Raw genomic sequence first — 26,640 nt, 5'->3', positions numbered from 1 at the left:
GCTGCAGGCGCATTCAGACCCAAAAAAAAGCCAGCCACAATAGGGCCGGCTTGTTTGATTCTCGTTGCTTTCGTTCCTTAGACGGATACCAGCGGTGAAATGTAAAGCACTTCTGTTGGTGCACCCGTAGGCGAGCCACCCGGTGGCTCCAGGCTAACCGCCAGTGCAGCGATATCAGGCTGAAGCAGTATGGCGGGGGTACCGCGCTCCCATCTGCCGCCTTCTGGCAGAAGTCCCAGCGATATGGGCGCTTCGCCATTCGCCGGTACCATCCAGAGTTCGTAATCTTTGTCAGTTCTGGCCTGCAATACATCGGTAGAGCGTACCGTCAGCATTTGCTCAGAGACCTCAATCAACCATAATGGCTTTGCCTCCTCATCGTTGACCACGGCGACATGTGTCGGTGCAATTACTTCAGGAGGGATGCTGGTACCCCACAACACGGCAATTACCAGTGCGGCGGCTGCAGCCAGACCGGAGAATGTCCGCCAGACTTTAGAGCGACGACGGTAAAGGGATATGACGTTATCGTCTGCTGCCGGAGCGTCTACAAAGCCCAGCTTCTGCTCAATCAGCTCCCATACCTTTTGTGGCGGCTTTACCGGTGGCACAGTCTGTCCAAGACCATTTAAATACTGTTCCCACATCCAGGTTGTTTCGCTGATTGTCTGACTTTCCATCATCAGTTTCTGGTAGCGAAGCCGCGCCTTGCCTCGTAATGTACCCAGTACATACTCTGCCGCCAGCGCATTTCTGAGTTCTTCTTTCAGATAATTCATATCGACAGGCACCGTTGCAGACTTTGCAGACCACGACGGATCCAGCTTTTGATGGTGCCAAGAGGCGAAGAAAGATGCTTCACCACTTCGTGATGAGACAATCCGTTAAAGTACGCGAGATGAATGGCCTGACGCTGCTGTTGATCCAACTCATCCATACATTCATCCAATTTTTTTTGTTCGTGTGTTGGCAACGATATCTCGTTTGCGTCACCGGGAGGCCCGCTTTCGTCCTCCAGTACTACTTCGTTGCGAATAGAGTGGTAGCGCATCAGATCCAGTGCCCGGTATCTGGCAATACTTACCATCCACGTCAGCACGGTGCCCTTGTTGCGCTGATAACTGCCAGCGTTGTGCCAGATTTTGATGAAAGCGTCTTGTGTCGCCTCTTCTGCGAGTTCTTTGCGTTTGAGCATTTTTAACACGACAGCGTAAAGCTGTGGACTGGTTATTTCATAAAGCTCTGCAAATGCGTCGCGTTTGCCGTCAGCAGTCTGACAAAGCAGGGGAAAAAGCTGTTCTTGTTCCATGGCCGTTCCTCATTCTAATTATTAAGAAAAGAGCGTGTCAGACGTAAGCACAAGGGCCAGTGTCCTTATTTTCGCAGGAAAACTGCAAGGGGATGATATTTCAGGCTGCAATCTGAACCCTGATCCCGAAAATGGACTCGCTTCTCTTTAGCCAAACGATTCACCCGGACATTCAGATGCAACTTCCTTTGGTGAATTTTCATCCTGACGCAAAGGTAATCTAATTACAACTACTGTCACGCGACCAGGACAGCACGAGTTATATGACACTGTCGTTGTGCCTCACCGTTACCGTCTGGGCCTCTGACAATTCCGCCAGACAAGCGCCTCGCAGAATACCAGACAGCGTTTGCCGCGATTGCTGAATGTTCACTTTTGCACGGGCAGTACGTACTAAAGGTGCTTTGCTATCTCTGTAACGCCTTTTTGGCAAAATACCGACATCACGTTGCCATGCAGTTCACTTAAAAAACTGTCGTGTGAAATAAGTCTGGTAGTTATGCCGTATTAAGCCAAATAACGCATTGGTTGTGACAGAGACAATCATGGAAATAGAGGTGCCGGTATTGATCTATGTAAGATGGGCCCGGGAGTGTGCGATCTATGTCAAGGAAGTGGGCAGCAGTTCCCGTACTGCGTCGTTCTGATATTCATTGAGTGGAGTGACGCGGCTTACAGATAACCCAACTCAAACAGCGTCATTGCCAACTCCTCGCTGTCGAGGGGTTTTCGCAAGAACTTTTTGGCTCCAAGTGCCATCACGTTGCGCTGTTTTTCTGGCTGAAAGTCGGCGCTTATCACCACGACATCCGGCGCTTTGCCGCTATCTCTGAGGTATTCTAACACCCCGACACCATCGATTTCGGGCATTGTCAGATCCAATAGCAGTAGCTGAAACCGGCTTTCCTGAATACGTGCAATCGCCTCTTTGCCATTGGTGGCTTCGGTGATATCAAACTCAATTTCCGGAGGCAACGACTTGATTACGCTACGCCTGCTCAGTTTTGAATCATCGGCTACCAATAAAAAAATGGCCATGTAGACCTCCTGAATTGACGTCTAAGGAAAAGTATTTGCGATATTCCGGTTCCTGCAAGCAAATTTCGAAATTATCCTGATAATCGCGGCTGTCTGAAGGGGCACTTGCTCCGGATAAAGCGATATCCGCTCTTTTCCTGACATTCGGGGGCGTCGGCTATGTCGCCGGGCAGAGGGTTATCACTTACACCAGTATGTGAGTGTATGTTGTGTCTCTGGGAAATGGCTTAGGCATGGAGCGGCAGAAACCAAAAGTGCTTCTGCCCGGTGAAGGTATTTTATGCTCATGTAAAGCAGACCGCTGCCATGAGGCTGGACAAGCGTTAAATAACATTGCCGGAGTTCGATTGCCCGTATATCAGGTGTTCGTGCTGATATGTTACCGGATAAACGCTTACACGCCCGCACTGCCAACACGCTGATAAACAAAGATGAAGGTAGCTGACGCACCTTACGCAGGTAGTTCGATGTCGACCTGTACCGGTAAGTGGTCTGAAAACACTCTGGCACGATGATCTTTCATCTTTTTGCAGCCCAACACGCGAATGTCTTTACTTGTCCACACCCTGTCGAGAGAGAACAAAGGAAACTGGCTGGGAAATGTAGCTCCCAGCCGATGTTGGGTCAGCGTATCGTTCATGGCCTTAAAGGCCGAGGTGAAAAACTGCCATTCATTGAAGTCGCCGGCTACCACAATGGGCGAAGGGTGCTCTTTCAGTCGCTTCTGAATATATTCATGCAACATAGCAAACTGTGAACGCCTTTCACGCTTTTTCAATCCCTTGTGCGTGTTGATTACCGTAAGCGGGCCTTTAGGGGTATCCACTTCAACCGTTTGTATATTCCGGGGTTGCCGTCCTTTCTGGCTGACATCAAGTGTCTCATTGCTGATCACCGGATATCGAGACAGCACGGCATTGCCATACCAGCCGTCTGGCTCTTCCAGTGCCGGTGACTTGACTAAGCGAAAGACCTGACCAGCACAGATATCCCGAATATCCCGCTCCGTACTGCGCTCAGAAGGTCGGGTATCCATCTCCTGTAGCAATACAATGTCGGCACCAGCATCGGCCAGAAAATTCCCTATTCTTTTGTAATCCTGCTTCTTGTCTCTGCCAATGCCACTATGAATGTTATAACTGACTATACGACACATTCTTCAGCTTCTGCTTTATTACGTTGTTTACGTTCCTGATAATAGCGCGCAAATTTCTGAGAACCCCATATCATCAGGCCCCAAAGCACAATTCCACCGACCAGATAACTGATAGTTTCAGGTGACGGATTGCGGAAAATCTGGGTAATCGAGTCACCCACCAGACCTTTGGCAATCATTGGAGGGAACATGCCGAGAAACGTACCTACCAGAAACTGTACCAGGCCAATAGAAGAAATGCCGGCTACCAGATTCACCAGGCTGAACGGGGCTATAGGCAGCATTCTAATTGCCGCGACGCCCACAATACCGCTAGTTTTGAGTTTTTCATCCAGTGCTTCGACTTTCGGTCCGCCCACTTTTTTCAGACCCGCATTGCCAAGTAATTTGCCTATGCCAAAGGTAGTTGCAGAGCTCAGCAGCGCTCCCATGATCCCGTAAATAGGCCCCCATATTGGCCCGAATATCGCCGCCACTGCGAGGGAGAGAACGGTAACGGGGAAGAACAGTAAGCCACCGATAACATACACCATCAGAACAGTAGGCAGAGCAAAATAGGTCCCGCGACTCTTTTCTAAAAACGCGTTGATATTTTCAGAGCTTAACCATGCAATAGAATAACTTGCCCATACCAGCAAACCGGCAATGATGGCGACAATAACGGTGCCGATGGCAATCATGATGGTGCGTCTGCGCGGGTTGCGTGCTGGCGTCGCATTGCCATCCATGGTCGGCAGTGAAATCAGAGGTTCTTCCGGATCTGACAGTGAACGGAAGATATTGGTATTAGATTGCTCAGTAAATACCTGATCGTTGACTTCCGTTAACACATATCCATGGGCCAGCTGCCCCTCCAGCAAGGCGACTACCGGGTTGCTTTGATTTAACAGCTCTGCGGTTTCCTCAACGTCTCTGCCTGTATGTTCTGCCAACAGGTCATCACGGATCCGTGCAACCTGTTTGCGGTTTTTGTCGGTATTGCCGTGTAGGACCGTGTCAATTTCTGTATCTAAAGACATAGAACGGTTGCTGAGGTTCGATGATCCGATTACCGCGTATTTATCATCGATGGTCATTACCTTAGAGTGGATGCGCTTGTAGGCTTTGCGTCCTTTCATGTCTTCACACGAAGAATAGGTCATGGTAACGCGATCACTCTCTACGCCGTTTTCCAGAATATCCTTAAACTCAATTCTGCTTGCCCAGAATGCTTCCTGTTCAAACTTACCTTTTGGTTCATATGAACTGACAATAATCACGTGCAGTGAAGGGCACGCTTTTAATCTGCGATTTAGTGCTTCAGCGATTTCCTGACGAGTAGTAAACTGGTTTTCGATGTATATCAGGTTTTCTGCCTGACTGATCAGGTCAAGCAACATATGGCGAACTTCCTGAACCGGCTCGACTTCGTCCATAAAGGGAATGGTCCGCGCAAGCGCACACTCTACATTCTCAAACCAAGGCTCTACTCCATCAGGCCAGGACGCCGGCTTTGGTGCATCCGCCCCGTTCAGAGCGTCTTCACGAATATCGATTGGCTGCTCTTCTGCTACCCGTAACCAACGCCAGCGAACCAGATCGGCAAAATCTTTGACCACCGGGCCTGACGACACAATTTGTACATCATGCAATGGCCCATATTCGCCGTCGGGGCCCATTCGTTCATCGCTCATTACGGGGTGGTCGCGAGTATCCCAGCGGTTGGTCGATACATCCATGCCACCTGAGAAAACCAGTTCGTCATCAATAACCACGACTTTCTGGTGCTGACTTCCCCCCATGGGGATGGTGTCATCCAATTCTGTCTTTACGTTATCAGGCGTTTTTTCATCCCAGACTTCTTTGGCCCACATTTCACGCTGGGCAAAAAAGGCCAGAGAAGAATCCCAGCGAAGAAGATAAATTTTGATATCCGGGTTTTGCTCTGCTTTCCAGGCCAGAAGGTCGCTGACAATGGAAGGCGCTTCTGAGTTGGCCTCTTCTTCTCCGCGCAGCAAACGGATGCGGCTGTCGATATCCCAGCCAACAATAAAAATGCTGTATTTCGCTTTGACAATAGATGAATGCAGGGCACGGTAATAATTTGCACAGTCTATCAACGGTGATGCAAATGTTGCGGTGCTCGTCACCCAGCAATTCTCTCCTTGTTTAAAAATTGAGCCTGACGCAGACATTTTCGCCTCCTATGTCTTTGAGTACGCAACAAAATGAAAAAATAATTATGAAATACTGCACAAAGTGTTCCAGTAGAAGGGAAAGCTAAAATTAAGGATAACGCGTTGTTTTATATGGTGTTGGCATAGGATTTGGCATCACCGTGTGTAATTTTGACAGAGTGCGGCGGGAAAGATTAGCGAGTGGGTCTGTAATATTTTCCGTAACCGCCATACCTGGCCCCTTTGAGCAGCCGCCATATGGCTGAATGTAAAATACATTTTTACTAACTGTTCTGGTTTGAAAAAATTTACGTCGACTTTCGCTAACGATTATAAGATGAACTACGCTGAAGATAATGCGGAGTGTCTCAGCCGCTAATTCTGTCAGATAAGGAAATCAGAGCATGTCGTTTTTTTCAAAAAATACTGCTGCAGAGCAGGCCCTGAAACAATCCATCATTGCCATTGTGACGATTGATGAGAAGAATAATGTTACGTTTTACAACGACGCTGCAAGCGCACTATGGGGATATTCCGCCCACGAGGTTTTAGGGAAAAATATTCGCATGCTGGTTCCAATGGAGCACCAGCAAAACCACGACAGTTATGTGAATTCTCACCGACAAAGTGGCATCGACAAAATTGTGGGAAGTTCCCGCGAAGTGGAGCTGGAGAAAAAGTCCGGCGAGCGAATTTGGGTGCAACTATCACTGTCGCAGATAATTGTGGGAGGCAAAAAGCATTACACCGCATTTGTGCGTGACGTTTCTGAAGAACGCGAATCCCGGGAGATTGTCGAGCAAACGCTGGAGCAGGCGCTGGACGCTGTTGTCTGTATTGATGAGAACAACAATGTCACCTTATTTAACGGCGCGGCGGAGGTACTCTGGGGGTACGATCGTAAAGAGGTGATCGGTAAAAATGTAAAAATGTTAGTGCCGAAAGCCATTCAGGGCAATCATGATAGCTATGTCAATGCTAACCGGACAACAGGCAAGGATAAAATTGTCGGCACCAGCCGGGAAGTGAAAGTAGAGCGTCGTGACGGGCAGGTACTGTGGGGGCGACTGTCATTATCCAAGGTACGACTGGCTGGTCGTACTCTGTACACGGCATTTGTCAGGGACGTCACAGAAGAGGTCGAGCAAAGAGAAATGCAGCGAATGTTATCGCTGGTGGCGAATGAAACCGACAATGGGGTCATTATCAGTGATGCTGAAGGCCGGATTGAGTACGTAAATAACGGTTTTGAACGACTTACGGGGTGGCGCCTCGAAGAAGTAAGGGGAAAAAGCCTGGGAGTTTTCTGCAGGGAGAAGAAACATCGTCAGAAACGGTTGCAGAAATCAGGCAGCGGCTGAATGCTCGTCAGCCCTTCTACGATGAAATCCTTAATTATCGCAAGAATGGAGAGGCTTACTGGACCTCTTTGTCGATTAATCCGGTGTTTGAACAAGGCAAGCTAATAAATTTCATTGCGGTACAGGCGGACGTGACTAGAGTAAAACAAATGGCGCTCGACTTTACCCGTAAACTGGACGCCATTGGAAGTGCTCTGGTTTTGCTGGAAATCGACACGAACGGTAAGGTTACAGACGCAAACGCGTTACTCAAAACAAAGCTGCAAGGGAAGCTAACCCCTGAAGAGATGGCGAGCAAATTATTTCGTTCTCTGAATAATAATGAAATCAAAGCGATGTCTTCATCCGGAGCGGTGGAAAAAGTGTTTGAAGTAGGCGAGGGCGACAACTACCTGGCTTTTGATGCAAGGATAAGTGCGCTGCGTAATTTCTCCGGCGACATTACCCGCTATGTGTTTTTCGGTGTCGATATTAGCTCGCGCAAGCAAGCGGTTAACGAAACTCAGCACTCAATGAAGGAATTAGTGACTACCAGTCAGACCATCAGCAATATAGTGGGCACGATAAATACTATTTCAGAACAAACAAACTTGCTGGCGCTGAACGCGGCTATCGAAGCGGCGCGGGCCGGAGAGTCCGGGCGGGGGTTCGCTGTTGTGGCGGATGAAGTCAGGACACTGGCGGGCAATTCACGAGAAGCGAGTAACGAGATTGATAATCTGGTCCGCAGCACCGTCTCCAGAATTGAGTCAGTTGCAAAGCTGATTCAACTGATAGACAGTTAAGTGGAAACGGTGAGGCGGAAATGCAAAAAGAGCGGAGGGCCTGTCTCAACGACAGGCTGCTGGTTCAGATGGATTGCGACGGAATGGACTGGCCGAACATAAACACCAGGTTTCTTCCTTCTCGTTTGGCGCTGTAAAGTGCGTTATCCGCATTTTCGAAAAGCGCGTCCCAGCTGTCTAAAACGTCCGTGGATGCCGCAATACCCACACTTATAGTCACGTTAATGACATTATCTTCAAACCACAGTTCGTTATCAGCAACGGCTTGCAGCAGTCGGTTGGCTACGACATGTGCACGGTCTACTGAAAGCCCGGGCATAAGGATAGCGAATTCCTCACCCCCTAACCGGCCAATTAAGTCGGTTTCCCGGATCCCACACCTGAGCGTTTTGGCTACCTGACGCAGCACATCATCGCCGCATTGATGTCCGAAAGTGTCGTTAATGGCTTTGAAGTGATCAATATCAACCATAAGCAACGCGTGCCTTTCAATTTTGGGATCCGCGATGGAACCATAGGCTTTTTGTATGAACGTACGCCGACTCAGAAGTCCGGTTAAATCGTCGCGACTGGCTACTTTTTCCCAGTGATGACGTTGTCTGAGAAGGTGCAGGACGGGCAACAACAGTGCGGTTGCTACTGTCAGTATCAAGTGCGTGAGTAATGTTGTTTCAAACAACTGAACAATAGCGGAATCGTTACCTGATGCCATCATTACTAAAATAACGACACCTTGCAAAAACAGGATAAAAGCATGCAACAGCAAGACACCCCGCAACACCGCGTAGGCAGCTTGGTAGGGTGAGCGGCGATGATAAAAGAACCCTTCAGTAATCAGAAACATAATGGCCATGCATACCGACGTAGTAGCGTTGACCACCTGGCCATAAAGGCTGGCAACCAGAATGGCGACGGCACCAGCGAAAAATAACGTTTGTGCCTTTTTAAGCAGCCGGGCAGAGCTGCGTGTTAACTCAAATGCATTGAGTCCGTAGAAAAGTCCGTAGGTAGCGCTGTAGAGTATTAAGCAGGCTACGGAATTGAGAATTTGAATATTTCCTAAGGCGTGAGATCCCACCGTCGCGGCAATGCCAAGAGCAAACAGCGCACATGAGCCCGCCCAGTACAAATAAGACTGGTGCTCTCGTTGCTCTTTATATAAGGCAAAGAAGTAGATACTAACCAGCAAATTAATAGCAAACGCCATTACAATGCCGATAGGAAGGCTAAGCGACATGCCGGGTAATCTCTCCGTCGGGCATAACTGATGCAATAAAAAGCGTGATGATTACGTCACAAATAATAGACGAAAGTATACCAGTTTATTCTTAAGCTACTGTCTGGCTAGCGTATAGATCGCTTGCAATAGGTGTGGCTTTTTATACGCTTAACAGACGTGGTCTACTGGCGTTGTGCCCGGCACCTTCGGTTTACCGCTTGTGAACATTCCAACATCGTGCGCGTCATACCCCAGAGTCAGATCAGGCTGACACCCAACGCGTGCCAATACACCGATGCAGGCTACTTGTCATCATCCTTATTAACCGTCTCATCACATGTATTGAGCCGCGAGCGTGCCTGAGTGTCTTTTGCCAGTACCTGTTTTAAATCTTCCATTCTCTGGCGAACGGCAACGCCATAAGACGCATCGTCGCCCCACAGATCTGCCAGCTGATGCATAGATTCGATATCGTGTTCCCGGAATATCCGGCTGGCGCGGTTTGCATCTTCCTCACTGTTGCCCAACAGCTTTAATGCCTCGGTACCTAGGACGATCGCAGAATCGAACGTTTCCCGGTTCAGTGCATTTACTTTCAGCTTCAGTAGCTGGTAGGCGTGACGTCTGTCCCGGGCTCTTGCCGCAATGGCGAGATTGGGATAATGCTTTTGCGCCAGCTTCACGATTTCTAAGGTCTTATCGGCGTTATCGATAGCAATCACCAGAAGCCTGGCGTTGTTTGCGCCGGCAGCGTCTAACAGTTCCTTTCTCGCGGCATCGCCATAATAGACAGTATTGCCAAATCGTCGTAACAAATCGATTTGGCTGGGGCTGTGGTCCAATACACTCACCTCGTAGCCCTGTGCATGAAGGAGGCGGCCGATAATCTGGCCGAAACGCCCGTAGCCCGCGATAATAACGTGCTTTGACTCGCCGATGTCGGCGGGGGCGTCGAAGGCCGGCCGCGTATCTGATTTCGCTCGCTGACGTTTGTCGTAAATCATCAGCAGAAGAGGTGTGACAAGCATAGATATGGCCACCACCAGTGTAATCAGATTAACCTGATCTGGCGTTAAAATGGAAAGTTGCCTGGAGAATGTCAGCAGAACGAATGCGAATTCGCCACCTTGGGCCAGTGCCAGCGTAAATAGCAGTTGCTGCTGACGGTTGATTGCAAATAACCTGGCCAGCGTAAACAGAACAATCGCTTTGACAGCTATTAACGAGCCTACTAACGCCAGTACCAGCATAATATTGTCGCTGAACAGGGCAAAGTCGATGGAGGCCCCGACAGCCACGAAAAACAGGCCCAGCAATAACCCTTTGAAAGGTTCAATATCGGCTTCAAGCTCGTGCCGGAATTCACTTTCTGCCAGCACGACGCCTGCCAGAAACGTCCCTAACGCCGGCGATAATCCAATTGCCTGCATCAGCAATGCGATGGCCACCACCAGAAACAGGGCAAATACGGTAAAAATCTCGCGTAAACGGGTTTGTGCGATGTACCGAATAATGGGAGAAGACACATATTTACCGGCCAGAATGATGCCCAGGATCACGGCAGTGGAAATGAGCACCTGAGCATAAATGGGCCAGTCGTGTACCAGCGAATGGCTGGCAGACTCCATGGTAGAGGCTGGTTGAAAGGAAAGTAGTGGTAACATTGCCAGCATAGGAATGACGGCAATATCCTGAAACAGCAATACCGAAAAGCTATTTTGTCCGGCATCCAGATTCAGCCAGCCTTTTTCTTCCAGGCTTTGGATAACAATAGCAGTGGATGAAAGTGCCAGCATAAGACCCACAGCCAGAGCTGGCTGCCAGGCAAGATGCAGTGCAAAATAGCCGATCAGGAAAATCAGTAATGCAGAAACCGTGACCTGTAATCCGCCCAGTCCAAGAATAGAGTGTCGCAACTTCCATAGCCGGGAAGGGTGTAATTCTAGACCGATGAGAAACAGCATCATCACCACACCGAACTCAGCAAAATGCATGACTTCCGTCTGATCGCCTACCAGGGACAGCACAAAGGGGCCAATCAAAATGCCTGCAAGCAGGTAGCCCAATACAGAGCCGAGTCCGAGACGCTTAGCAATAGGAACAGCAACCAATGCTGCCCCCAGATAAATCAGGGCTTGTTGAAACATGATCACATCTTAAAATCACGAGGTTGTTTTGAGTATATCAGCTGGCTGACACTTTGAGAGCTAAAGACGGTGCGAATTAGTCTGTGGGCTTTCAGGCACACAGCCAACTGATTCATCAGGGCGGTCTTGTAGCGTTAATAAGCTTGAACAGTTAAGCCCGGCAACGAATAAGCGCTTAGCAGCAGGTACCACAATACGCGTGCTGAAATACGTAACTGGACATTGGAATTCCTGGTGTTGGTAATGGCGAGTGTGGTTGCCTTTGCATCGTGCCTTGCAACTGCCTTTTTCATCATTGCAAAATGACAATAGACAGCCTTTCTCTTTACATTAGGCCGCAAAAAAATGCCGGGCAGAGCCCGGCAACATCGGAGCGTGAAACATTTCAATAAAAATGTTCACTTGCAGCAAGTTTCACCATTAGAAACGATATTCGATACCCAGGCTGGCCTGTTTCAGATCAGTTTCAAAGTTGGTGTCGTCGATATCCTCGACCGCACTCTCTGCATCAAGTTCGGCATCGTAAACCGTATATTCTGCATTAATCAGAAAATTAGGCGTGACGGCGAAGCTCAGACCACCACCAACAAACAGACTTTCGTCGTCATAATCGTTGTTAAAGGTACCCACGTTGTATTCTGTTTCTGACCATAACTGTCCCAGCTTACCGTAGATAGAGAGGCGCTCTGTGATTGGGAACGATCCTTTCAGCGCGGCGGTATAACCATCGGTAGACGCGCCGGCGACGTCGTTACCATAATCACCAAAATCGATGAAACTTCCTTCCAGTGCAAAGTATTCATTGAAACGGTAGCCCAGCAGCCCCTGCCACACATCTTTGTCATCATCGAAGTCGTCTTCACCTTCTACGCGCAGGTAACCGTAGTTACCGCCCACGTAGAAGCCACTTTCGTCAATATTTTCATCATAAGACTGCGCGTTTGCGCCGAATGCAGTTAGTGCAATAATTCCCGCCAGTGTTGTTTTCATGTGCTTCATAATGACTTCCTTCTTACATTGAATTAAGCCCCGGTGAAAAAGAAACGGGGCACAAATGTCACTGAGAATATTTCAATTGCCGTGCCACCTTACAAAATACGCAAAAAGCGGAAAAAGTCGGAAAGACTTTCAGGATTGGGTAAAAAATCTGCGTAAAAACAACAAGTAGTAAGAGTAAGGGAAGGAAGGGATAGGTGAAAATTCCCTGTCGGTATGAATCCTTTTCACACCGACAGGAAACCCTGTTTACAAACTAACCCGACTTAAAAACGTGTTTTCAGGGTCAGTGTTGCATTTCGCGGCGCACCGTAACGGTACTGGTCGAAAAAGCCAATCTGGCTGTAGTATTTTTCGTCAGTCACATTGTCCACGTTCAGCTGCAGCGATGTGGCATCAGAGATGTCGTAGCGTGCCATCAGATTAACCAGCGCATAGGAGGACTGTGCCAGTCTGATGTCACCATTGACTGAATAGGTGTCATCCTGCCAGTTAACGCCGCCGCCCAGGGTCAGTTCAGGAAGTACGTCGACTAACTGGTAGGTGGTAAACAGTTTAAGTTGTTTACGTGGCTGATCGGTATTCACTTTATTGCCGGCAGAATCCTCTGCGGTAAACTGAGAATACCCTGCAGTAATGTGCCAGCCTTCAATGGGCTGTCCTACAACTTCCAGCTCAAATCCTTTTGACACTGTGCCCTGAGCTTCATATTGCGCAATCGTATTTACCGTACCTGGCACAATATAGCCGACATCGTCCTGTGCCAGATTATCCTGCTCGATGCGAAACACCGCGATAGATGTGTGTAGCGTATCGTCAAAATATGTACTTTTCAGGCCGGCCTCCGTGCTTTGGCCAACCAGCGGGTCGAGATAATCACCGTTTCGATCCTGCGCATTCTGTGGCTGAAATATTTCTGTATAGCTGGCATACACCCGATGTTGTTCGGTGACGTTATACAGCACCCCAGCATAAGGAATAACGACATTATCGTCGCCAAAGTCGGTAGTTACGCCATAGCTAACGCCCTCGCGTTCCCAACTGGCCAGACGGCCGCCGGCAATCACTTTCAGGTGGTCAGTGATGTGCAGGCGAGTGGCTCCATAGAAACCGGTTTGCTCAGTATCCATATCCTGCGCCACATTGCCTTGCGTGCTCCATTCAGGCTCAGGGAAATTACCATCCCAGTCGTAGAAGTTACCTACCGGGAGAAACGCATTGTCTCCCATAGCGCTGAACTCAAGCGTATCGGCTGATTGTTCACTGCGTAGTGCGCCCAGTACAAACTCGTGATCACGACCGGCAAGCGAATATTGACCGCTTAGCTGAATATCCACGCTGTCTTGTTCGCTCGTACCTTCAGATTGATACGGCCACGATGACAGACCTACGCCGCTTTCTTTATCCAGTGTTCCAAACAAATAAAGTAGCTTCGATTCCTGTTCGTAGCGCAGCTTGTTGTAATTGAGCTTTAGTTCCCAGCCATTATCCAGGACGTGGTGCAGGTTAGCGAACACGTTAGTGCCAGTGGTGTCCCAGCGAGTCCAGGTGGCAGCGGTTGTCTGTGAAACATCCCAGTCGGTAGCCGTTCCATCGTTAAAAAACGTAGGTAATGCACCCCAGGTGGGTGAGGTAGGCGTATTTTCCTGATAACTTGCGCCTGCGCGGAATAAGGTGTTAGTGGTGATGTCCGCTTCCAGAACGCCGTAAAGCACCGTGGTTTCATCTTCGTAGAGGTCCAGGTACGAGTCGCCTTCTTCGTATTTCGCCACTACACGTCCGCGAACAGATCCTGAGCGGTTTAGACCAGTGCCGATATCGGCGACTACTTCGCGATTATTCCAGCTTCCTACTGCCGCTGAAGCATAGCCACTGGTTTCGGTTGCTGTCGCATGTTTACGAACCAGGTTGATTGACGCTGATGGATCCCCAGCGCCTGTCAGTAAGCCGGTAGCGCCGCGCACAAATTCCACGCGTTCATACAATACGACATCCGCAATCGTCTCACCGGAATCACCAGCCAGGCTCCATGAAAGGGGAACACCATCCACCTGGTAATTGGTGATATCAAATCCGCGGGCCTGAAACGTATTACGCACGTTGTCGACTTCTTTTGAGGAGACGCCAACAGCATTGAGCACGGTATCGGTAAGTGTATCGAGTGCCTGATCCTGAATACGCAAGTCAGTGATCACACTGACAGATTGCGGTGTTTCCTGAAGCGTCAGCCCTAGTCCCGTTGCGGTATCGATGACTTCACTGACAGTATAACTACCTGAAACCGTAATCTTTTCGATATCCTCAGTTGCAGGTGACTGTTGAGACATAGCCGGTGCAGATAAGGCAGATGTGACTGCCAGCGCGACAGACAGGGGGCGAAAGGAGCGCAAAAACAAGATACAATCCTCATAGTATTGATGCAATAGGTAATGATAACTATTATCAATTGAATTCGTGGCGCTGGCAAGCCATAATTGTATGATAGTTTTAAAGCACAACCCGTCGCCGTTATCATTAACTAGTGAAGACGTCGACAAACAGAGCCAGATTTCCATGGGAAAAAGAGTGAGTAATAAACGTTGGTTTCAGCTTCACGGCTGGTTCACACTGCCGGTGTGGGTGTTATTTTGTTTTATCTGCCTGACGGGCACGCTGGCGGTAGTCAGTCATGAAATTACCTGGCTGGTAAATGAAAATGCCCGGGCACATAACCCTGATTCAGCGCCCGCACTGCCGATGGATGCCGTCACACGCGCGTTGACCTCGCAGCACCCTACTGCAGATATCACTGGTATTACCGTCAGAGAACCTTATCTGACATATGCGGTAATGTTCACTGATGTCGATAAGCCGTATGCCATTGCTTATATTAATCAGTACACCGGTGAGGTTCAGGAAATTAACGACGGGCAGACGTTTATCGATTTTATGCGCTCGTTGCACGGTTGGCTGCTGTTCCCCTGGCAGCAGGGGTATAGCATAGGATATTACCTGGTTAGTATATTGAGTGTGTTTGTGCTGGGCGCGGTAATCACCGGCATGATGGTATACAAAAAATTCTGGCGCGCCTTCACCCGACCAACGCTGCGTTTTACGCAGGGAACAAAAACATTGCTGGCGGATCTGCACAAGACCACCGGGGCATGGTCTATCTGGTTTTTACTCGTCATGGGAATTACCGGTCTGTGGTATCTGATTCAAGGCGTGCTGTGGCACAACGAAGTTGAAATTGAACCCTGGCCAGCTTCGCTGTCAGCGCAGGCGATGCCCGAAAATGTTGCAGGTGCGGGAAAGCCAGTGTCACTGGATCAGGCGATGACCACCGCCAGGCGGCTATACCCTGACCTGCGTCCCAGTTTTATCATGTTGCCTGAACATAACCGGGATACCTATAAAATCTCTGGCGATCAGGGAGAAATCTTTTACGACCAGTACAGTTATCGTGTAGCGGTAAACCCGTATACCGGCGAAGTAACAGATACTTATTCCCCTGCCTCCATGACGCCGCTGCAAACGGTTATGCATCTGGCTGACAGACTTCATTTTGGCACCTTCGGGGGGCTTGTGACGAAAGCAATCTGGTTTGTGTTTGGCTTACTTATCACGGGCATGTCGATCACCGGTTTCTGGATGTGGCGCCGCAAACTGGTGAGCCAGACGACAGCGGCCCCGTCGGGTTCAACTAGCACACAAACAGCAGGAGCGAACTGATGGCCAGAAAAGTCGCAACCCCGTGGCGAAAAGTGAAATATCTGTTAAGTGCAGTGATTCTGACATTACCCCCATGGTTTTACTATCAGTCGCAAAACCCGGTATTTCCTGATGCGCTGGAAAAGAAGTCGGCTAATGGCTTTGATTTTACGCCCATGCCTTATGATGAAAAGCCGCCTTATCAGCATGACGGTAAATATGTTAAAGACTTTCTGGTGATGGTGAATGACGGGGAGGTAAGTGATATTCGTCAGGCCTACCTGAACATCGGGCCAGAGCCTCTGCCGCTGGATGTGCTGCAGGAAGAAGAGCTGGGTATTTTGCACGGGACTCGTCACGGGCAGCATGTTCATGCTCTGGCCAGCGACAGCATCAATGACGAAGACAAGCTGTGGCTGACAGTACAAACATGGAAGGGTGACACATTTCAGGTTGACTGGCCGCTGCAAGGTGGAGGCTTATAAGCCTGCTGACGTAGACGCCGTAAACCGCTGCCAGCAACCAACGGGGCGCGGCGGAATTTTTACCAGGCATTGTCGGTCTCGCGGTGGTCAAATGGCGCGCGACACATCTTTGATGTACTTAGCCGGTCCGCCACGCACGATAGTATTGGGTTGTACGTCTTTTCTGACGACAGCGCCCGTCGCCACGATAGCCCCGTCGTGGATAGTCTCGCCAGCCAGAATTGTCGCGTGTGGGCCAATCCAGACATTCTGACCTAACGTGATTCTTAAGGCTTCCTGACTTAACTGATGCGTCAGAAGACGTGCGTCTGAATTTGTTACTTTTTTACCGCTATTAAGAGATGCTAAAAAGTCACTTAGCTCCCTACCTGCCACTTCTTACATCAAAGTTAACCAGAAATTCCATAGCGTAGACTACCAGAAGGGAGAGCGGCGTCGCCATCGCACTTTTATTGCCGTTTACTTTCTTTTTACTATCTATTTGTCTCTGTTTTTTAGTTGAAGAATAACCACTTCTGTTTCTGGCTTAGGGGTTTCATTCAGGTATGTAACGCGAACGGTGAATGTCATTTTGTGAACCAATCAAAAAGCTTAATCAGCTTTTTCAATTACCTGTATTTGTTTTATCGCTTATGCGATTCATCAATTCTTGACTATCTTATCTATACGCCGAAATAACGGTTAACAACGCTTTAACGTGCGTGCTTGGGGCACGCCTTGAGTAAAACAACAATACAGGTGAAAACTATGGCGATTTCTAGGTTTAAACGGACAGCATTGTCTGGACTTGTCGCTTTGGCGATTTCCAGCCCAATGGCGCTGGCTGATGACCACAAGACAATGAGTAAACCCGAGGGAGCAAAAGGCAATGGTGCCACACAGCCCTTTGCACCAAAGTCAAATAACTTCTGGTGGCCAGAGCAGCTTGACCTCACAGCACTTCGCAGTCACGACGCACGATCAAACCCTTATGGCGAAGATTTTAATTATGCCGAGGAGTTCAGCAAGCTTGACCTTGATCAGGTCATGGCAGATGTAGATGCCTTGCTAACAGACTCACAGGACTGGTGGCCTGCAGACTGGGGTAACTATGGGCCATTCTTTATCCGGCTGTCATGGCACAGTGCCGGTACATATCGCACGCTGGACGGCCGTGGTGGCGGTGAAGGCGGCCAAATGCGCTTCGACCCGCTGAACAGCTGGCCGGATAATGGCAACCTCGATAAGGCTCGCCGTTTGTTGTGGCCGATAAAGCAGAAATATGGCCGCGCATTGTCGTGGGGAGATTTGATGATCCTTGCCGGTACAGTAGGTATGAAAAACATGGGTTTTGATATCTATGGTTATGCTGGTGGTCGTACTGATGACTGGGAGCCGGATCTGGTGTACTGGGGTCCCGAAGTAGAAATGCTGGCAAGCGATCGCGAAGATCGTGATGGTAAGTTACAACGTCCATTGGGCGCCACGCACATGGGGCTTATCTATGTGAATCCGGAGGGGCCAAAAGGCAAACCGGATCCGATGGGGTCTGCGAAAAATATCCGCACGGCGTTTGGTCGTATGGCTATGAACGATGAAGAGACCGTTGCACTAATCGCTGGGGGTCATACCTTTGGTAAAATGCATGGCGCGCACAAAGCCGGTGATTGCCTTGACTCAGAACCGGGCGCTGCAGGCGTTGAAGAGCAGGGATTGGGATGGAAGAACAAGTGCGGTAAAGGCAATGCTGAAGATACTGTGACCAGTGGCCTGGAAGGCGCGTGGACACAAGCGCCAACCCGCTGGACGACACTGTATCTGTCTAATTTGCTTAACAATGAGTGGGAGCAAACCCGCAGCCCGGGCGGCGCTATCATCTGGGTACCCAAAGATAAAGCAATGCATAATGCGGTGCCGGATGCGCACGTTGAAGGCAAGAAAAATCCGCCGGTAATGACAACAGCTGACCTGGCGCTGAAATACGATCCTGAGTACAAGAAAATTGCCGAGCGTTTCCTGGCAAACCCTGACGAATATCAACAGGCGTTCGCCAAAGCCTGGTTTAAACTGACGCACCGCGATATGGGACCCAAAGCCCGCTACTTAGGTAACCATGTGCCTGACGAAAGCTTTATCTGGCAGGATCCGGTGCAGGAAATCAACTATGACCTGGTTACGGATGCCGATATAGCATCGCTGAAAAAGGCCATTCTGGACACCGGGCTGAGTGTTCCTGCGCTGGTGAAAACAGCGTGGGGAGCGGCGTCAAGTTTCCGGGCATCGGATATGCGTGGTGGTGCCACTGGTGGTCGCATCCGCCTGGAGCCGCAAGCCAGCTGGGAAGTGAATGATCCACAAGAACTCGATAAAGTTCTGATGGAGCTGGATAAGATCCAGAAACGCTTCAACGGTAATTCGGGTAGTAAGAAAATCTCCATGGGTGATCTTGTGGTTCTGGCTGGTGCCGCCGCAATTGAAAAGGCAGCCGCCGATGCCGGATATGACGTTACCGTTCCTTTCATTCCGGGACGTGGTGACGCAACGCAGGAGCAAACCGATGTTGAGTCTTTCTCGCTACTCGAGCCAAGTGCAGATGCGTTCCGCAACTACTTTAATGTAGAAGAAAGCTATCGCGGCCCGACGGAAATGCTGGTGGACAAAGCCGATCAGCTAAACCTGACTGTACCGGAAATGACGGTGCTTGTAGGCGGCATGCGTGCCCTTGGTGCTAATGCGGGCAACAGTCAGCATGGTGTACTGACTGACAAGCCGGGACAACTCACTAATGACTTTTTCGTCAACCTGACGGATATGGGCATAATGTGGCGTAAAACCGACGATGAGTCAGTTTATGAAGGAGTAGACCGGAATTCGGGTAACGTGTTGTATACCGCAACGCCAGTTGATTTGATATTCGGATCAAATTCTGAACTTCGCGCAGTAAGTGAAGTGTATGCCTTTGATGACTCAGGCGAAAAGTTCGTGAATGACTTCGTCGACGCCTGGACCAAGGTCATGCGCCTCGACCGGTTCGACCTGCGTCACGACCTGACTGCAGACATCAACTAACACGTAGCGCAAAATGTTATATCAGTAAAAACGCCAGCCACCGAGCTGGCGTTTTTTTTCTGATAATCTGGTTTGATTGTAGAGAGCGATAAGGGAATAGCGCCGCATTAAATTTGACCGTCTGATTGATGCGGTTAGCGAACGCGGTCTTGCGCACCAACTAACGCAACCGGGCAATGCCAATCTGGTTTCTCCCCAGTTGTTTCGCGGCATAAACGGCGGCATCGGTTAGCTTATAAAGGGTATTCACGTCCTGTGCGCCTGTTTGTGCGATGCTTCCGACGCCGATACTGGCGGTAATCGTCGCTGTTGTCTCCTGAACCTCCGGGATCGTCAGCCCCTGAAAGCGCTGATGAATTTGTTTCGCCAATGTATGGGCATCTTCAATGGATGTATCCGGAAGGATGACGGCAAACTCTTCTCCACCGATGCGGGCGACGATATCCAGCTCACGCCGGCAAGTGTCATTAAGCAGTCTTGCTACCGCTTTAATACACAGATCACCAATAGCATGCCCATGCGTATCGTTAAGCAATTTAAAGTGGTCTAAATCTAACAGGATCAAACTGAAATCCGTGTTGTGACGCTTTGACAGGGAGAAGTTTCTCTGCATTTCGGTGTCGTATACGCGCCGGTTAGCGAGTCCCGTCAGAGGATCCGTTCGCGCCATGCTATCCAGCTCGCGTTGTGTCTCTATCAGTGTTAATTCGATATCGAGCTTTCTGAAAAATTCGGCCTGCGCGTTTTTTATCGTCGAGATCAAATACAGGCAATAAAATCCGAATGCATACAAAATCGCAAGCAGCTCAGGGCGATACAAAATAATAACTATGGAGGCCCAGATAAAACACAACAGGCTGCAAACCATAGCATTGCGCTTGTCGATACAGAACTGGTGCGCGATGGCAGTGGAGAAGTTCACAGTACAAATCAGGCTGACGATAAATGCGCTGGTCCAGTCTGGATGCATGGATACCCAGCCAAACCACGCCCCCCAAATTAATACGCAGCCGTAAACCAGGATCCAGTGACGAACTCGCCACAACGCGTATTGGTCTGTTGATGGCAGTTTGGCTGTAAGGCGAATACCGGCTATTGCCAGTAAAGGCACTAAAAAAGTGAATACATAAGCGCTGTGGGTTTGAAAAAGTCCTTGTGGAAGTGCGCTGAAAACCACTGCCAGACTATAAAAAACCGGGCCGATCTTGGAGCGGGCAAATAAGGTTTCGACAGTTCGACGGGAAAGATATTGCTCAGGTTTTTCTTCAATTAGTGGTAAGGGAGTTTTCGCAGCTTCGGCTCTCACTTATGCGCTCTTTTTATTCTGCAAGGATTGATACACACGAATAGCGGAAGCATTATCTTTCCAGCAGATCGGTGCGATCACCGCAATCAACAACTTTGCTGAGTGTAGTTAACACGCAACGTTTTGTATACAGAAAGCGGGGAGGTTTAGACAAAGGTATAGGATGCGGTTTTCTGCGCGCAGTTCGGTTGAAGTTGTCGCTGCCTGATTACACGATGACACCACACGCGCTCATGGTACTGAAAGTAAAACAGGCGAATAACCTTTCGGTATCCGCCTGTTTACTCACTTTCAACCAGAGAGGATGACTGAGGCTTAGCTCTGTGATGCTATCCAGCGGTCAATTTTCTGCTCCAGGATCGGCAGGGGCAGTGCGCCGGTTCCCAACACCTGGGCGTGGAAAGCTTTGATATCAAAGTCGTCACCCAGCGCGTCTTCTGCCTTTTTACGCAGTTCCTGAATTTTCAGCGCGCCCACTTTGTAAGCCAGAGCTTGCGAAGGAATAGCAATGTAACGCTCAACTTCGGCGACAACTTCAGTGCGGGTCATACCGGAGTTTTCCAACATGAAGTCAATGGCTTGCTCTCGGGTCCAGCCTTTCGCATGAATACCGGTATCGACGACCAGGCGCATCGCGCGCAACTGTTCATCCTGCAATGTACCGTAGCGATTCCACGGATCATCAAAGAAGCCCATTTCATAACCCAGTGTTTCTGAATACAGTGCCCAGCCTTCTACGTAAGCGGTGTTTCCACCGAAGCGCATAAATGCAGGCAATGCTTCATTTTCCTGTGCCAGACTGATCTGGAAGTGGTGACCCGGAGCCCCTTCGTGAAGGTAGAGCGTCACATTACCGGTAGTCAGACGACTCGGCAGATCATAGGCGTTAAAGTAGAAAGTTCCCGGGCGTGATCCATCAGGCGTGCCACGTTGGTACGAACCGCCAGCACTGAACTGCTCAATTGCCGGATCATAAGGCTTAATTTCAAGCTCTGATTTGGGTAGCAGCGAGAAATAGTCATCAATTTTCTCATCCACTTCGCGGCCTATACGGTAATAGTCCTGGGTCAGTGCTTCACGGCTTTCAGGTTTGAATTGCGCATCGGTACGCACGAAATCAAAGAACTCGTTTAAGGTGCCCTCAAATCCTACTTCGTCCATGATTTCAAGCATGCCGTCTTTGATCCGCTTGACTTCACTTAAGCCCAGATCATGCAGATAGTCTGCCGTTAACGGTAAGGTGGTAGTGCTTTCGATCAGCATCTGATACAGCTTGTCGCCGCCTTTCATGTCACTCAGGCCGATAGATTCGCGGGCTACGGGAAGGTATTCATCCCGCAGGAAATTACGCATGCGCTCAGTAGAGGCATAGATGGCTTTGGTTGCTTCTTCATATTCTTTAGTCAGGCGCGCTTTCTCTTCGTCTGAGAAACTCTCCGGCATCATAGTGATAGGGCCCCAGAACTGAGACTCTTTCATCGGAATAGATAACTGCTTATCAAGTTGCTTAATGACTCTGTCGATGGTCAGTTTGGTTTCCAGAACCCCTGACTCCATACCTTCACGGAAACGTTCGATAGCACGCTCACCAATGTCAATGTAGTCATCGTGACGAGACAGGTTGTTCTCGTAATCTTCAACGGTTTTGAAAGGTGCCGCGCCTTTACCGCTGGCGAATGTCGGGTAAAACGTATGGAAGCCACTGAAGTGGTTTACAGGACGTACAATCGTCAGCGCCCGGATTTCATCCGTCAGGCTTTTCAGGCTTTGTTCCTGGTTGTACTTAAACACATCATAAGACAGCTTGTCGGTGTCATTGAGTTTACTGCGGTCAATTTGATCGAGTTTGGCCAGGTTCAGCAGGGTATCGGTGCGCGAGGCAAGAAATTGCGCATCGGTGAGGTAGTCACCCAGACGATCAGCACGGCGCATATCGCCCCGAAACAAACCGGAAATCGGGTTCAGTGCCAGTTGACGTTCATCTGACTCTGCGAACAACGCAAACAGGCGGTCGTGCTCACTTTGTTGTTTTTCTGCGACCGTATTGGTGCTGTTTGACTGTGTCTCTGCCATGACCGGCACGGCGGTGTGCGCCATGACGGCACTACTAATTAATAACGTGCGAAGTAAACTCACTGTATGTGTCTCCCTATACGCTCAGGTTGTTGATGTGCTTTGGAAATTTGATGTTAGCCTATTGGTATCAGGGAGTCGATTTTATGGTGGCTTTTGGTGGGTGTTGCATTGTAAAGAGATATTACAAAGTGCCAGAGAAGTGGCGGCGGGCAGATAACGCCGGCAGGACAGAATGCCCTGCCGCGGTAGTGGTTAGTAACCCTGTCTCAGCGCACTCGCCGGGCTGACTGGCTTGCAAAATTCCCGTTTCGAAGGTGACGCGGGCTACTTGGGAGTGGTGTTTTTAATCGACATTGGTTCTTCATTAATGACCCTCACTTCACGCTGCGGGAACGGGATCTCAATGTTGTTTTCGCGTAGTGTTTCGAATATCAACAGCAGCAAATCACCGCCTACGCGGTTTTTACCGTCATCAATGCCTTCCATCCAGAACTCAACGAACATATTGACGCCGGAGTCGCCGAAGCTGTCAATTTCACAGTCTGGTCTCTCCTCAAAGGGGATATGATCGCCGCTAATGACTTGCGGATGTTGCGCAACGGCATCGCGAATAATGTCGCACATAGCTCGGATATCGGTTTTGTAGGCGACCGAAAAGTCGATGCGGTAACGCTGCTTGGGATCTTTGTGCGTCCAGTTTATCAGCAGCGAGCTGATGAATTTCTCATTCGGCACCAGGATGTCTTTGCCGTCATAGGTTTCCAGCACGGCGTAGCGCATCTTAAACTCCCGCACAAAGCCTTTGCTGCCATCGTCCAGTTCGACGTAGTCACCCACTGTCAGCGAGCGGTCCAGTAAGATGATGATGCCCGAAATAAAATTCGACGCGATAGATTGTAAGCCCAAACCAAGGCCAACGCCGACCGCTCCACCAAACACTGCCAGCGCAGTCAGGTTGATGCCCATGATGTTTAACAGCAGCAGGAAGCCGATACAGAACAGGGCCACTTCAAACAATTTGACAAAGACTTCTTTGGTTGTGATATCCAGCGTTTTATGACGGCGTATAATATCCTGGCCGACATTATTGGAGGCGCGGCCAAGCCAGAATAGCAGCACGCCGAAAATGATGACACGGGCAACCCCGTAAGCGGAAATGTCAACGTTCCCAACAGAAAGTGAGACTGACTTAAGGGCATCCACGACGGCGGGAAGTACCCCAACAAGGTGTAAAAATACCAGTGGCAGACCAACCCATCGCATAAACATCGCCACGGTGTCGCTGGTGACAAAGGCACGAATAAAGGATGCCAGAAACAGCATCACTGCGACCACCAGCGCCACTTCCAGCAGCCAGGCGTTGAACTGATACTCTTTGCCCAGCACTGTGGTTAGCTTCAGCAACGTAATGGAAAGTACCGGAAACAGGAGTCCACCGAGTTTCCAACCCAGCCAGTGCAGTGAATGCGCGCCTTCTCCCGGCCTGGCCTGGGTAAAAGGAATACGACTTCTCAGCGTGCCAGCCAACAGATACGCGATCAGGTAAATACCCGCTATCAGACATATCTGAACCAGAAAGTGTGTGCTGACAATCGCCTCATTGGCAGCGTGCAAAAATGCATTCCACTTTGTCTGCAGTGAAGAAAAATCCATCAAAATACCTTTCACTCCTCAGGGAGCCTGTAAAACGGTGAACGCCGTTGTAACCTGTAACGACGGTTCGGTAAAACAATTTTCGCTTATCGTGAACGTAAAAATAGCACGATTGCAGCGGAATTAGTGAGAGAGTGTCAGCCATTTAGCCTAAACAGCTTGCTGCAAAATATTGCCGCAGCGGCATCAACCAGTCAGCGTGTTAGTTGTGACGAATCCGGAGGCAGATAAAGTGATTATGCGAAAGGGAGAGGTGTCAGACATTAACGACTGTGTGTGGCGTTGGTTGGGAAATGCAGAGAAATTCTTGCGCCACCTGATTTGCTGTCGGTGGCAGCGCAGGTGCCACCATGCCAGTGCATAATCCGTTTGACGATGGCAAGACCCAGTCCGGCTCCGCCCTGGTGACGACTGCGGGCGCTGTCAGGACGGAAAAAGGCATCAAAAACCATCTCTTTACATGCATCTTCAATTCCGTCGCCATCGTCGTCAACATGCAGGCTGATGCCGGATGGCGTTCGTTCGATAATAATTTCTACCCTGTGATGGGCATGGCGAACGGCGTTAGCCAACAGATTGTCGGTGGCTCGCGCCAGCAGGTGGCTATCACCAGTGAGCTCGGTGGCGTCGCCGCTCACTGTCAGAATTTTATTGCTGTGAGGCTGAATCAACGACGCGCGTTGCTGGCAGAATGGAATAAGAGGGATACTTTCCATCAACAGTTCAGGCCTGTGAGCATTAAGCCGGGTAAAGTCCAGCATCTCCTGCACCAGCTTGTCCAGCTCATCGATGTCTTTGCGGGCTTCCGTAGCTTCCGCTTCGCTCATCCCATTCTCGCCGGCCAGGGCAAACTTTAGTCGCGCCAGTGGCGTTTTGAACTCGTGCGTAACCGCGCCAGCCAGTTCGCGCTGATTATTCAGCAACATCTTCACATTTTGACTGAGATCATCCAACGCTCTTGCGATGTTGCTTAGCGGCGAGTTAGTGGACAATGTTGGGACGGTAATTCCCCCATCAGGCCCCAGATTCCGCGTTGCAGTGACCAGACTGCTTAAATCCCGCCACAGCGGGTAGATCCATATTGCGATAGCCACACCGAGCAGGATGAAAAAGATACTACTATACAGCCACCAGTTTCCCGGACGAGCGGGATACTCTGAAAAGGTAACGGTAACCACTTTGGCATCAGACGTAGGGACATACACCTGCCAGTACTCTTCGTAAAAGCCCTGCACAAGTTCCTGTTTCGCCAATTGGCTGGCAACACTGTGACTGACTGCCATGGCGTCGCTATCGATGATGTCAAAACTCAGGTTCGCCTCTGTTAACACCCTGGCGAGCTTGGCGCTGCTCTCCTGCTGTTGTTTTAGCAGTGTCAGCCAGGCCTGTTGAGATTCGGTGAGGGCAGGACTGTCTACTGGAAAAAACTGCTCCAGACCAACAGTCAGAGTTACCAGACTCAGCGCGATGAAAAGATACAGACTGAAAAATAGCCGTGTCACTGGTCTCGACTCTGTGACCAGGCATCGGCGACAAAAAAGAAGCCTTTGCCCCAAATCGTTTTTATCCGAAAAGGATTTTGTGCATCGTCATTAAGTTTTTTTCGCAACCGGGAAATACGCACGTCTGCGGACCGGTCCAGGCCGTCGTATTCACGCCCTATGATCTGCTGATATATTTGCTCGCGATGCACCACTGATCCTGCATGCTCCGCAAGCATGCAAAGTAAATCAAATTCGTGACTGGTCAGCGCAACGGCGGTGTCATCGAGCACCACCCGGCGTGCCTCTTTATCGATATGCAGTCTTCCGAATGTCAGCGGTGCGCTGGTGGTTGTTACCGGTGTGGCGACGCGTCGCAGTAATGCCTGGATCCGTGCCAGAAGTAGCCTCGGTTCAACCGGCTTGGTGATATAGTCATCGGCACCGATTTCCAGCCCCAGTATTTCGTCAAGGGCTTCGTTTTTGGCTGACATAAACAGCAATGGCCCTTTGTACTGCTCGCGTATTTTACGGCACAGCGACAAGCCGTCTTCACCGGGAAGCATAATATCCAGCACAATGACAGCGGGCGGATGTCGGGTGACCGTATCTTTCAGCGTGCTTCCGTCAGGCAGCGCAATCACAGTAAACATATTTTTGCTGAGGTAGTCGGAAACCAGCTTACGCAGGCGCGCATCGTCCTCCACCAGAATTACAGTAGGTTGACTGCTCAT

Annotated in this window: 18 protein-coding genes and 1 pseudogene; 4 read left to right on the top strand and 15 right to left on the bottom strand. The window is 49.8% G+C overall.

What is annotated here, in order from left to right:
* Positions 1-77: 77 nt before the first annotated feature.
* The 5 genes from ACLBLI_RS15470 to ACLBLI_RS15450 all read right to left on the bottom strand — a co-directional run bounded on the left by ACLBLI_RS15470 (position 78) and on the right by ACLBLI_RS15450 (position 5,677).
* Entirely contained in the window at positions 78-779 is a 702-nt protein-coding gene (locus ACLBLI_RS15470; RefSeq protein WP_414828476.1) for an anti-sigma factor domain-containing protein, read from the bottom strand.
* Positions 776-1,309, bottom strand: coding sequence for a sigma-70 family RNA polymerase sigma factor (locus ACLBLI_RS15465; RefSeq protein ID WP_414828475.1), 534 nt, complete (start codon positions 1,307-1,309; stop codon positions 776-778). The genes ACLBLI_RS15470 and ACLBLI_RS15465 overlap by 4 nt, the downstream gene beginning before the upstream one ends.
* A 672-nt stretch (positions 1,310-1,981) precedes the next feature.
* Positions 1,982-2,347: a response regulator gene (locus ACLBLI_RS15460; RefSeq protein ID WP_414828474.1), complete on the bottom strand. Its 366-nt coding sequence runs from the start codon at positions 2,345-2,347 to the stop codon at positions 1,982-1,984.
* A gap of 451 nt (positions 2,348-2,798) precedes the next feature.
* The gene (locus ACLBLI_RS15455; RefSeq protein WP_414828473.1) at positions 2,799-3,503 is read right to left on the bottom strand and encodes an endonuclease/exonuclease/phosphatase family protein; all 705 of its coding nucleotides are present in this window, start codon (positions 3,501-3,503) and stop codon (positions 2,799-2,801) included.
* On the bottom strand, positions 3,491-5,677 hold the full coding sequence (locus ACLBLI_RS15450) for a VTT domain-containing protein (RefSeq protein ID WP_414828472.1): 2,187 nt from the start codon (positions 5,675-5,677) through the stop codon (positions 3,491-3,493). The genes ACLBLI_RS15455 and ACLBLI_RS15450 overlap by 13 nt, the downstream gene beginning before the upstream one ends.
* Positions 5,678-6,063: 386 nt before the next feature.
* Between ACLBLI_RS15450 and ACLBLI_RS15445 the strand changes: the two are divergent.
* Positions 6,064-7,805 (top strand): annotated as a pseudogene (locus tag ACLBLI_RS15445) (PAS domain S-box protein).
* 64 nt (positions 7,806-7,869) lie between these two features.
* Here the strand turns inward: ACLBLI_RS15445 and ACLBLI_RS15440 are convergent.
* The 4 genes from ACLBLI_RS15440 to ACLBLI_RS15425 all read right to left on the bottom strand — a co-directional run bounded on the left by ACLBLI_RS15440 (position 7,870) and on the right by ACLBLI_RS15425 (position 14,557).
* Positions 7,870-9,042 carry a GGDEF domain-containing protein gene (locus ACLBLI_RS15440; RefSeq protein ID WP_414828471.1) on the bottom strand — a complete coding sequence of 391 codons (1,173 nt, stop codon included), beginning with the start codon at positions 9,040-9,042 and terminating at the stop codon, positions 7,870-7,872.
* A gap of 284 nt (positions 9,043-9,326) precedes the next feature.
* Entirely contained in the window at positions 9,327-11,171 is a 1,845-nt protein-coding gene (locus tag ACLBLI_RS15435; protein WP_414828470.1) for a monovalent cation:proton antiporter-2 (CPA2) family protein, read from the bottom strand.
* A 420-nt stretch (positions 11,172-11,591) separates the two neighbouring features.
* Positions 11,592-12,170, bottom strand: a complete 579-nt coding sequence (locus ACLBLI_RS15430; RefSeq protein WP_414828469.1) for a porin family protein — start codon at positions 12,168-12,170, stop codon at positions 11,592-11,594.
* Between the two features lie 263 nt (positions 12,171-12,433).
* Positions 12,434-14,557 carry a TonB-dependent siderophore receptor gene (locus ACLBLI_RS15425; protein WP_414830976.1) on the bottom strand — a complete coding sequence of 708 codons (2,124 nt, stop codon included), beginning with the start codon at positions 14,555-14,557 and terminating at the stop codon, positions 12,434-12,436.
* A 163-nt stretch (positions 14,558-14,720) separates the two neighbouring features.
* Between ACLBLI_RS15425 and ACLBLI_RS15420 the strand changes: the two genes are divergently transcribed.
* Positions 14,721-15,878, top strand: a complete 1,158-nt coding sequence (locus ACLBLI_RS15420; RefSeq protein ID WP_414830975.1) for a PepSY-associated TM helix domain-containing protein — start codon at positions 14,721-14,723, stop codon at positions 15,876-15,878.
* On the top strand, positions 15,878-16,342 hold the full coding sequence (locus ACLBLI_RS15415; RefSeq protein WP_414828468.1) for a hypothetical protein: 465 nt from the start codon (positions 15,878-15,880) through the stop codon (positions 16,340-16,342). Before ACLBLI_RS15420 ends, ACLBLI_RS15415 begins: the two co-directional genes overlap by 1 nt.
* A gap of 87 nt (positions 16,343-16,429) precedes the next feature.
* Here ACLBLI_RS15415 and ACLBLI_RS15410 read toward each other — a convergent pair whose 3' ends face one another.
* Positions 16,430-16,717, bottom strand: a complete 288-nt coding sequence (locus tag ACLBLI_RS15410; RefSeq protein WP_414828467.1) for a hypothetical protein — start codon at positions 16,715-16,717, stop codon at positions 16,430-16,432.
* A 372-nt stretch (positions 16,718-17,089) separates the two neighbouring features.
* Here ACLBLI_RS15410 and katG point away from each other — a divergent pair, with 372 nt between their 5' ends.
* Positions 17,090-19,390, top strand: coding sequence for a catalase/peroxidase HPI (gene katG, locus ACLBLI_RS15405; RefSeq protein WP_414828466.1), 2,301 nt, complete (start codon positions 17,090-17,092; stop codon positions 19,388-19,390).
* 160 nt (positions 19,391-19,550) lie between these two features.
* Here the strand turns inward: katG and ACLBLI_RS15400 are convergent, their stop codons facing one another.
* The 5 genes from ACLBLI_RS15400 to ACLBLI_RS15380 all read right to left on the bottom strand — a co-directional run bounded on the left by ACLBLI_RS15400 (position 19,551) and on the right by ACLBLI_RS15380 (position 26,640).
* Positions 19,551-20,696 (bottom strand): diguanylate cyclase, encoded by a 1,146-nt coding sequence (locus ACLBLI_RS15400; RefSeq protein WP_414828465.1) that lies wholly within the window; start codon positions 20,694-20,696, stop codon positions 19,551-19,553.
* Between the two features lie 315 nt (positions 20,697-21,011).
* The gene (locus tag ACLBLI_RS15395; protein ID WP_414828464.1) at positions 21,012-22,832 is read right to left on the bottom strand and encodes a DUF885 domain-containing protein; all 1,821 of its coding nucleotides are present in this window, start codon (positions 22,830-22,832) and stop codon (positions 21,012-21,014) included.
* 264 nt (positions 22,833-23,096) lie between these two features.
* A complete protein-coding gene (locus tag ACLBLI_RS15390; RefSeq protein WP_414828463.1) occupies positions 23,097-24,425 on the bottom strand; it encodes a mechanosensitive ion channel family protein in 1,329 nt (442 codons plus the stop codon).
* Positions 24,426-24,688: 263 nt separating this feature from the next.
* The gene (locus ACLBLI_RS15385) at positions 24,689-25,927 is read right to left on the bottom strand and encodes an ATP-binding protein (RefSeq protein ID WP_414828462.1); all 1,239 of its coding nucleotides are present in this window, start codon (positions 25,925-25,927) and stop codon (positions 24,689-24,691) included.
* The gene (locus ACLBLI_RS15380; RefSeq protein ID WP_414828461.1) at positions 25,924-26,640 is read right to left on the bottom strand and encodes a response regulator; all 717 of its coding nucleotides are present in this window, start codon (positions 26,638-26,640) and stop codon (positions 25,924-25,926) included. Before ACLBLI_RS15380 ends, ACLBLI_RS15385 begins: the two co-directional genes overlap by 4 nt.

It is taken from the genome of Alteromonas sp. H39 (assembly GCF_047556435.1).
Lineage (GTDB): Bacteria > Pseudomonadota > Gammaproteobacteria > Enterobacterales > Alteromonadaceae > Alteromonas.
The sequence above is the reverse complement of the archived record's forward strand: the minus strand, read 5'-3'. Positions and strand labels throughout refer to the sequence as shown.

What these genes read in the sequence shown, in the direction of transcription:
- ACLBLI_RS15470 (WP_414828476.1), bottom strand. Translation starts at nt 779, where the DNA reads ATGAATTATCTGAAAGAAGAACTCAGAAATGCGCTGGCGGCAGAGTAT.
- ACLBLI_RS15465 (WP_414828475.1), bottom strand. Translation starts at nt 1,309, where the DNA reads ATGGAACAAGAACAGCTTTTTCCCCTGCTTTGTCAGACTGCTGACGGC.
- ACLBLI_RS15460 (WP_414828474.1), bottom strand. Translation starts at nt 2,347, where the DNA reads ATGGCCATTTTTTTATTGGTAGCCGATGATTCAAAACTGAGCAGGCGT.
- ACLBLI_RS15455 (WP_414828473.1), bottom strand. Translation starts at nt 3,503, where the DNA reads ATGTGTCGTATAGTCAGTTATAACATTCATAGTGGCATTGGCAGAGAC.
- ACLBLI_RS15450 (WP_414828472.1), bottom strand. Translation starts at nt 5,677, where the DNA reads ATGTCTGCGTCAGGCTCAATTTTTAAACAAGGAGAGAATTGCTGGGTG.
- ACLBLI_RS15440 (WP_414828471.1), bottom strand. Translation starts at nt 9,042, where the DNA reads ATGTCGCTTAGCCTTCCTATCGGCATTGTAATGGCGTTTGCTATTAAT.
- ACLBLI_RS15435 (WP_414828470.1), bottom strand. Translation starts at nt 11,171, where the DNA reads ATGTTTCAACAAGCCCTGATTTATCTGGGGGCAGCATTGGTTGCTGTT.
- ACLBLI_RS15430 (WP_414828469.1), bottom strand. Translation starts at nt 12,170, where the DNA reads ATGAAGCACATGAAAACAACACTGGCGGGAATTATTGCACTAACTGCA.
- ACLBLI_RS15420 (WP_414830975.1), top strand. Translation starts at nt 14,721, where the DNA reads ATGGGAAAAAGAGTGAGTAATAAACGTTGGTTTCAGCTTCACGGCTGG.
- ACLBLI_RS15415 (WP_414828468.1), top strand. Translation starts at nt 15,878, where the DNA reads ATGGCCAGAAAAGTCGCAACCCCGTGGCGAAAAGTGAAATATCTGTTA.
- katG (WP_414828466.1), top strand. Translation starts at nt 17,090, where the DNA reads ATGGCGATTTCTAGGTTTAAACGGACAGCATTGTCTGGACTTGTCGCT.
- ACLBLI_RS15390 (WP_414828463.1), bottom strand. Translation starts at nt 24,425, where the DNA reads ATGGATTTTTCTTCACTGCAGACAAAGTGGAATGCATTTTTGCACGCT.
- ACLBLI_RS15380 (WP_414828461.1), bottom strand. Translation starts at nt 26,640, where the DNA reads ATGAGCAGTCAACCTACTGTAATTCTGGTGGAGGACGATGCGCGCCTG.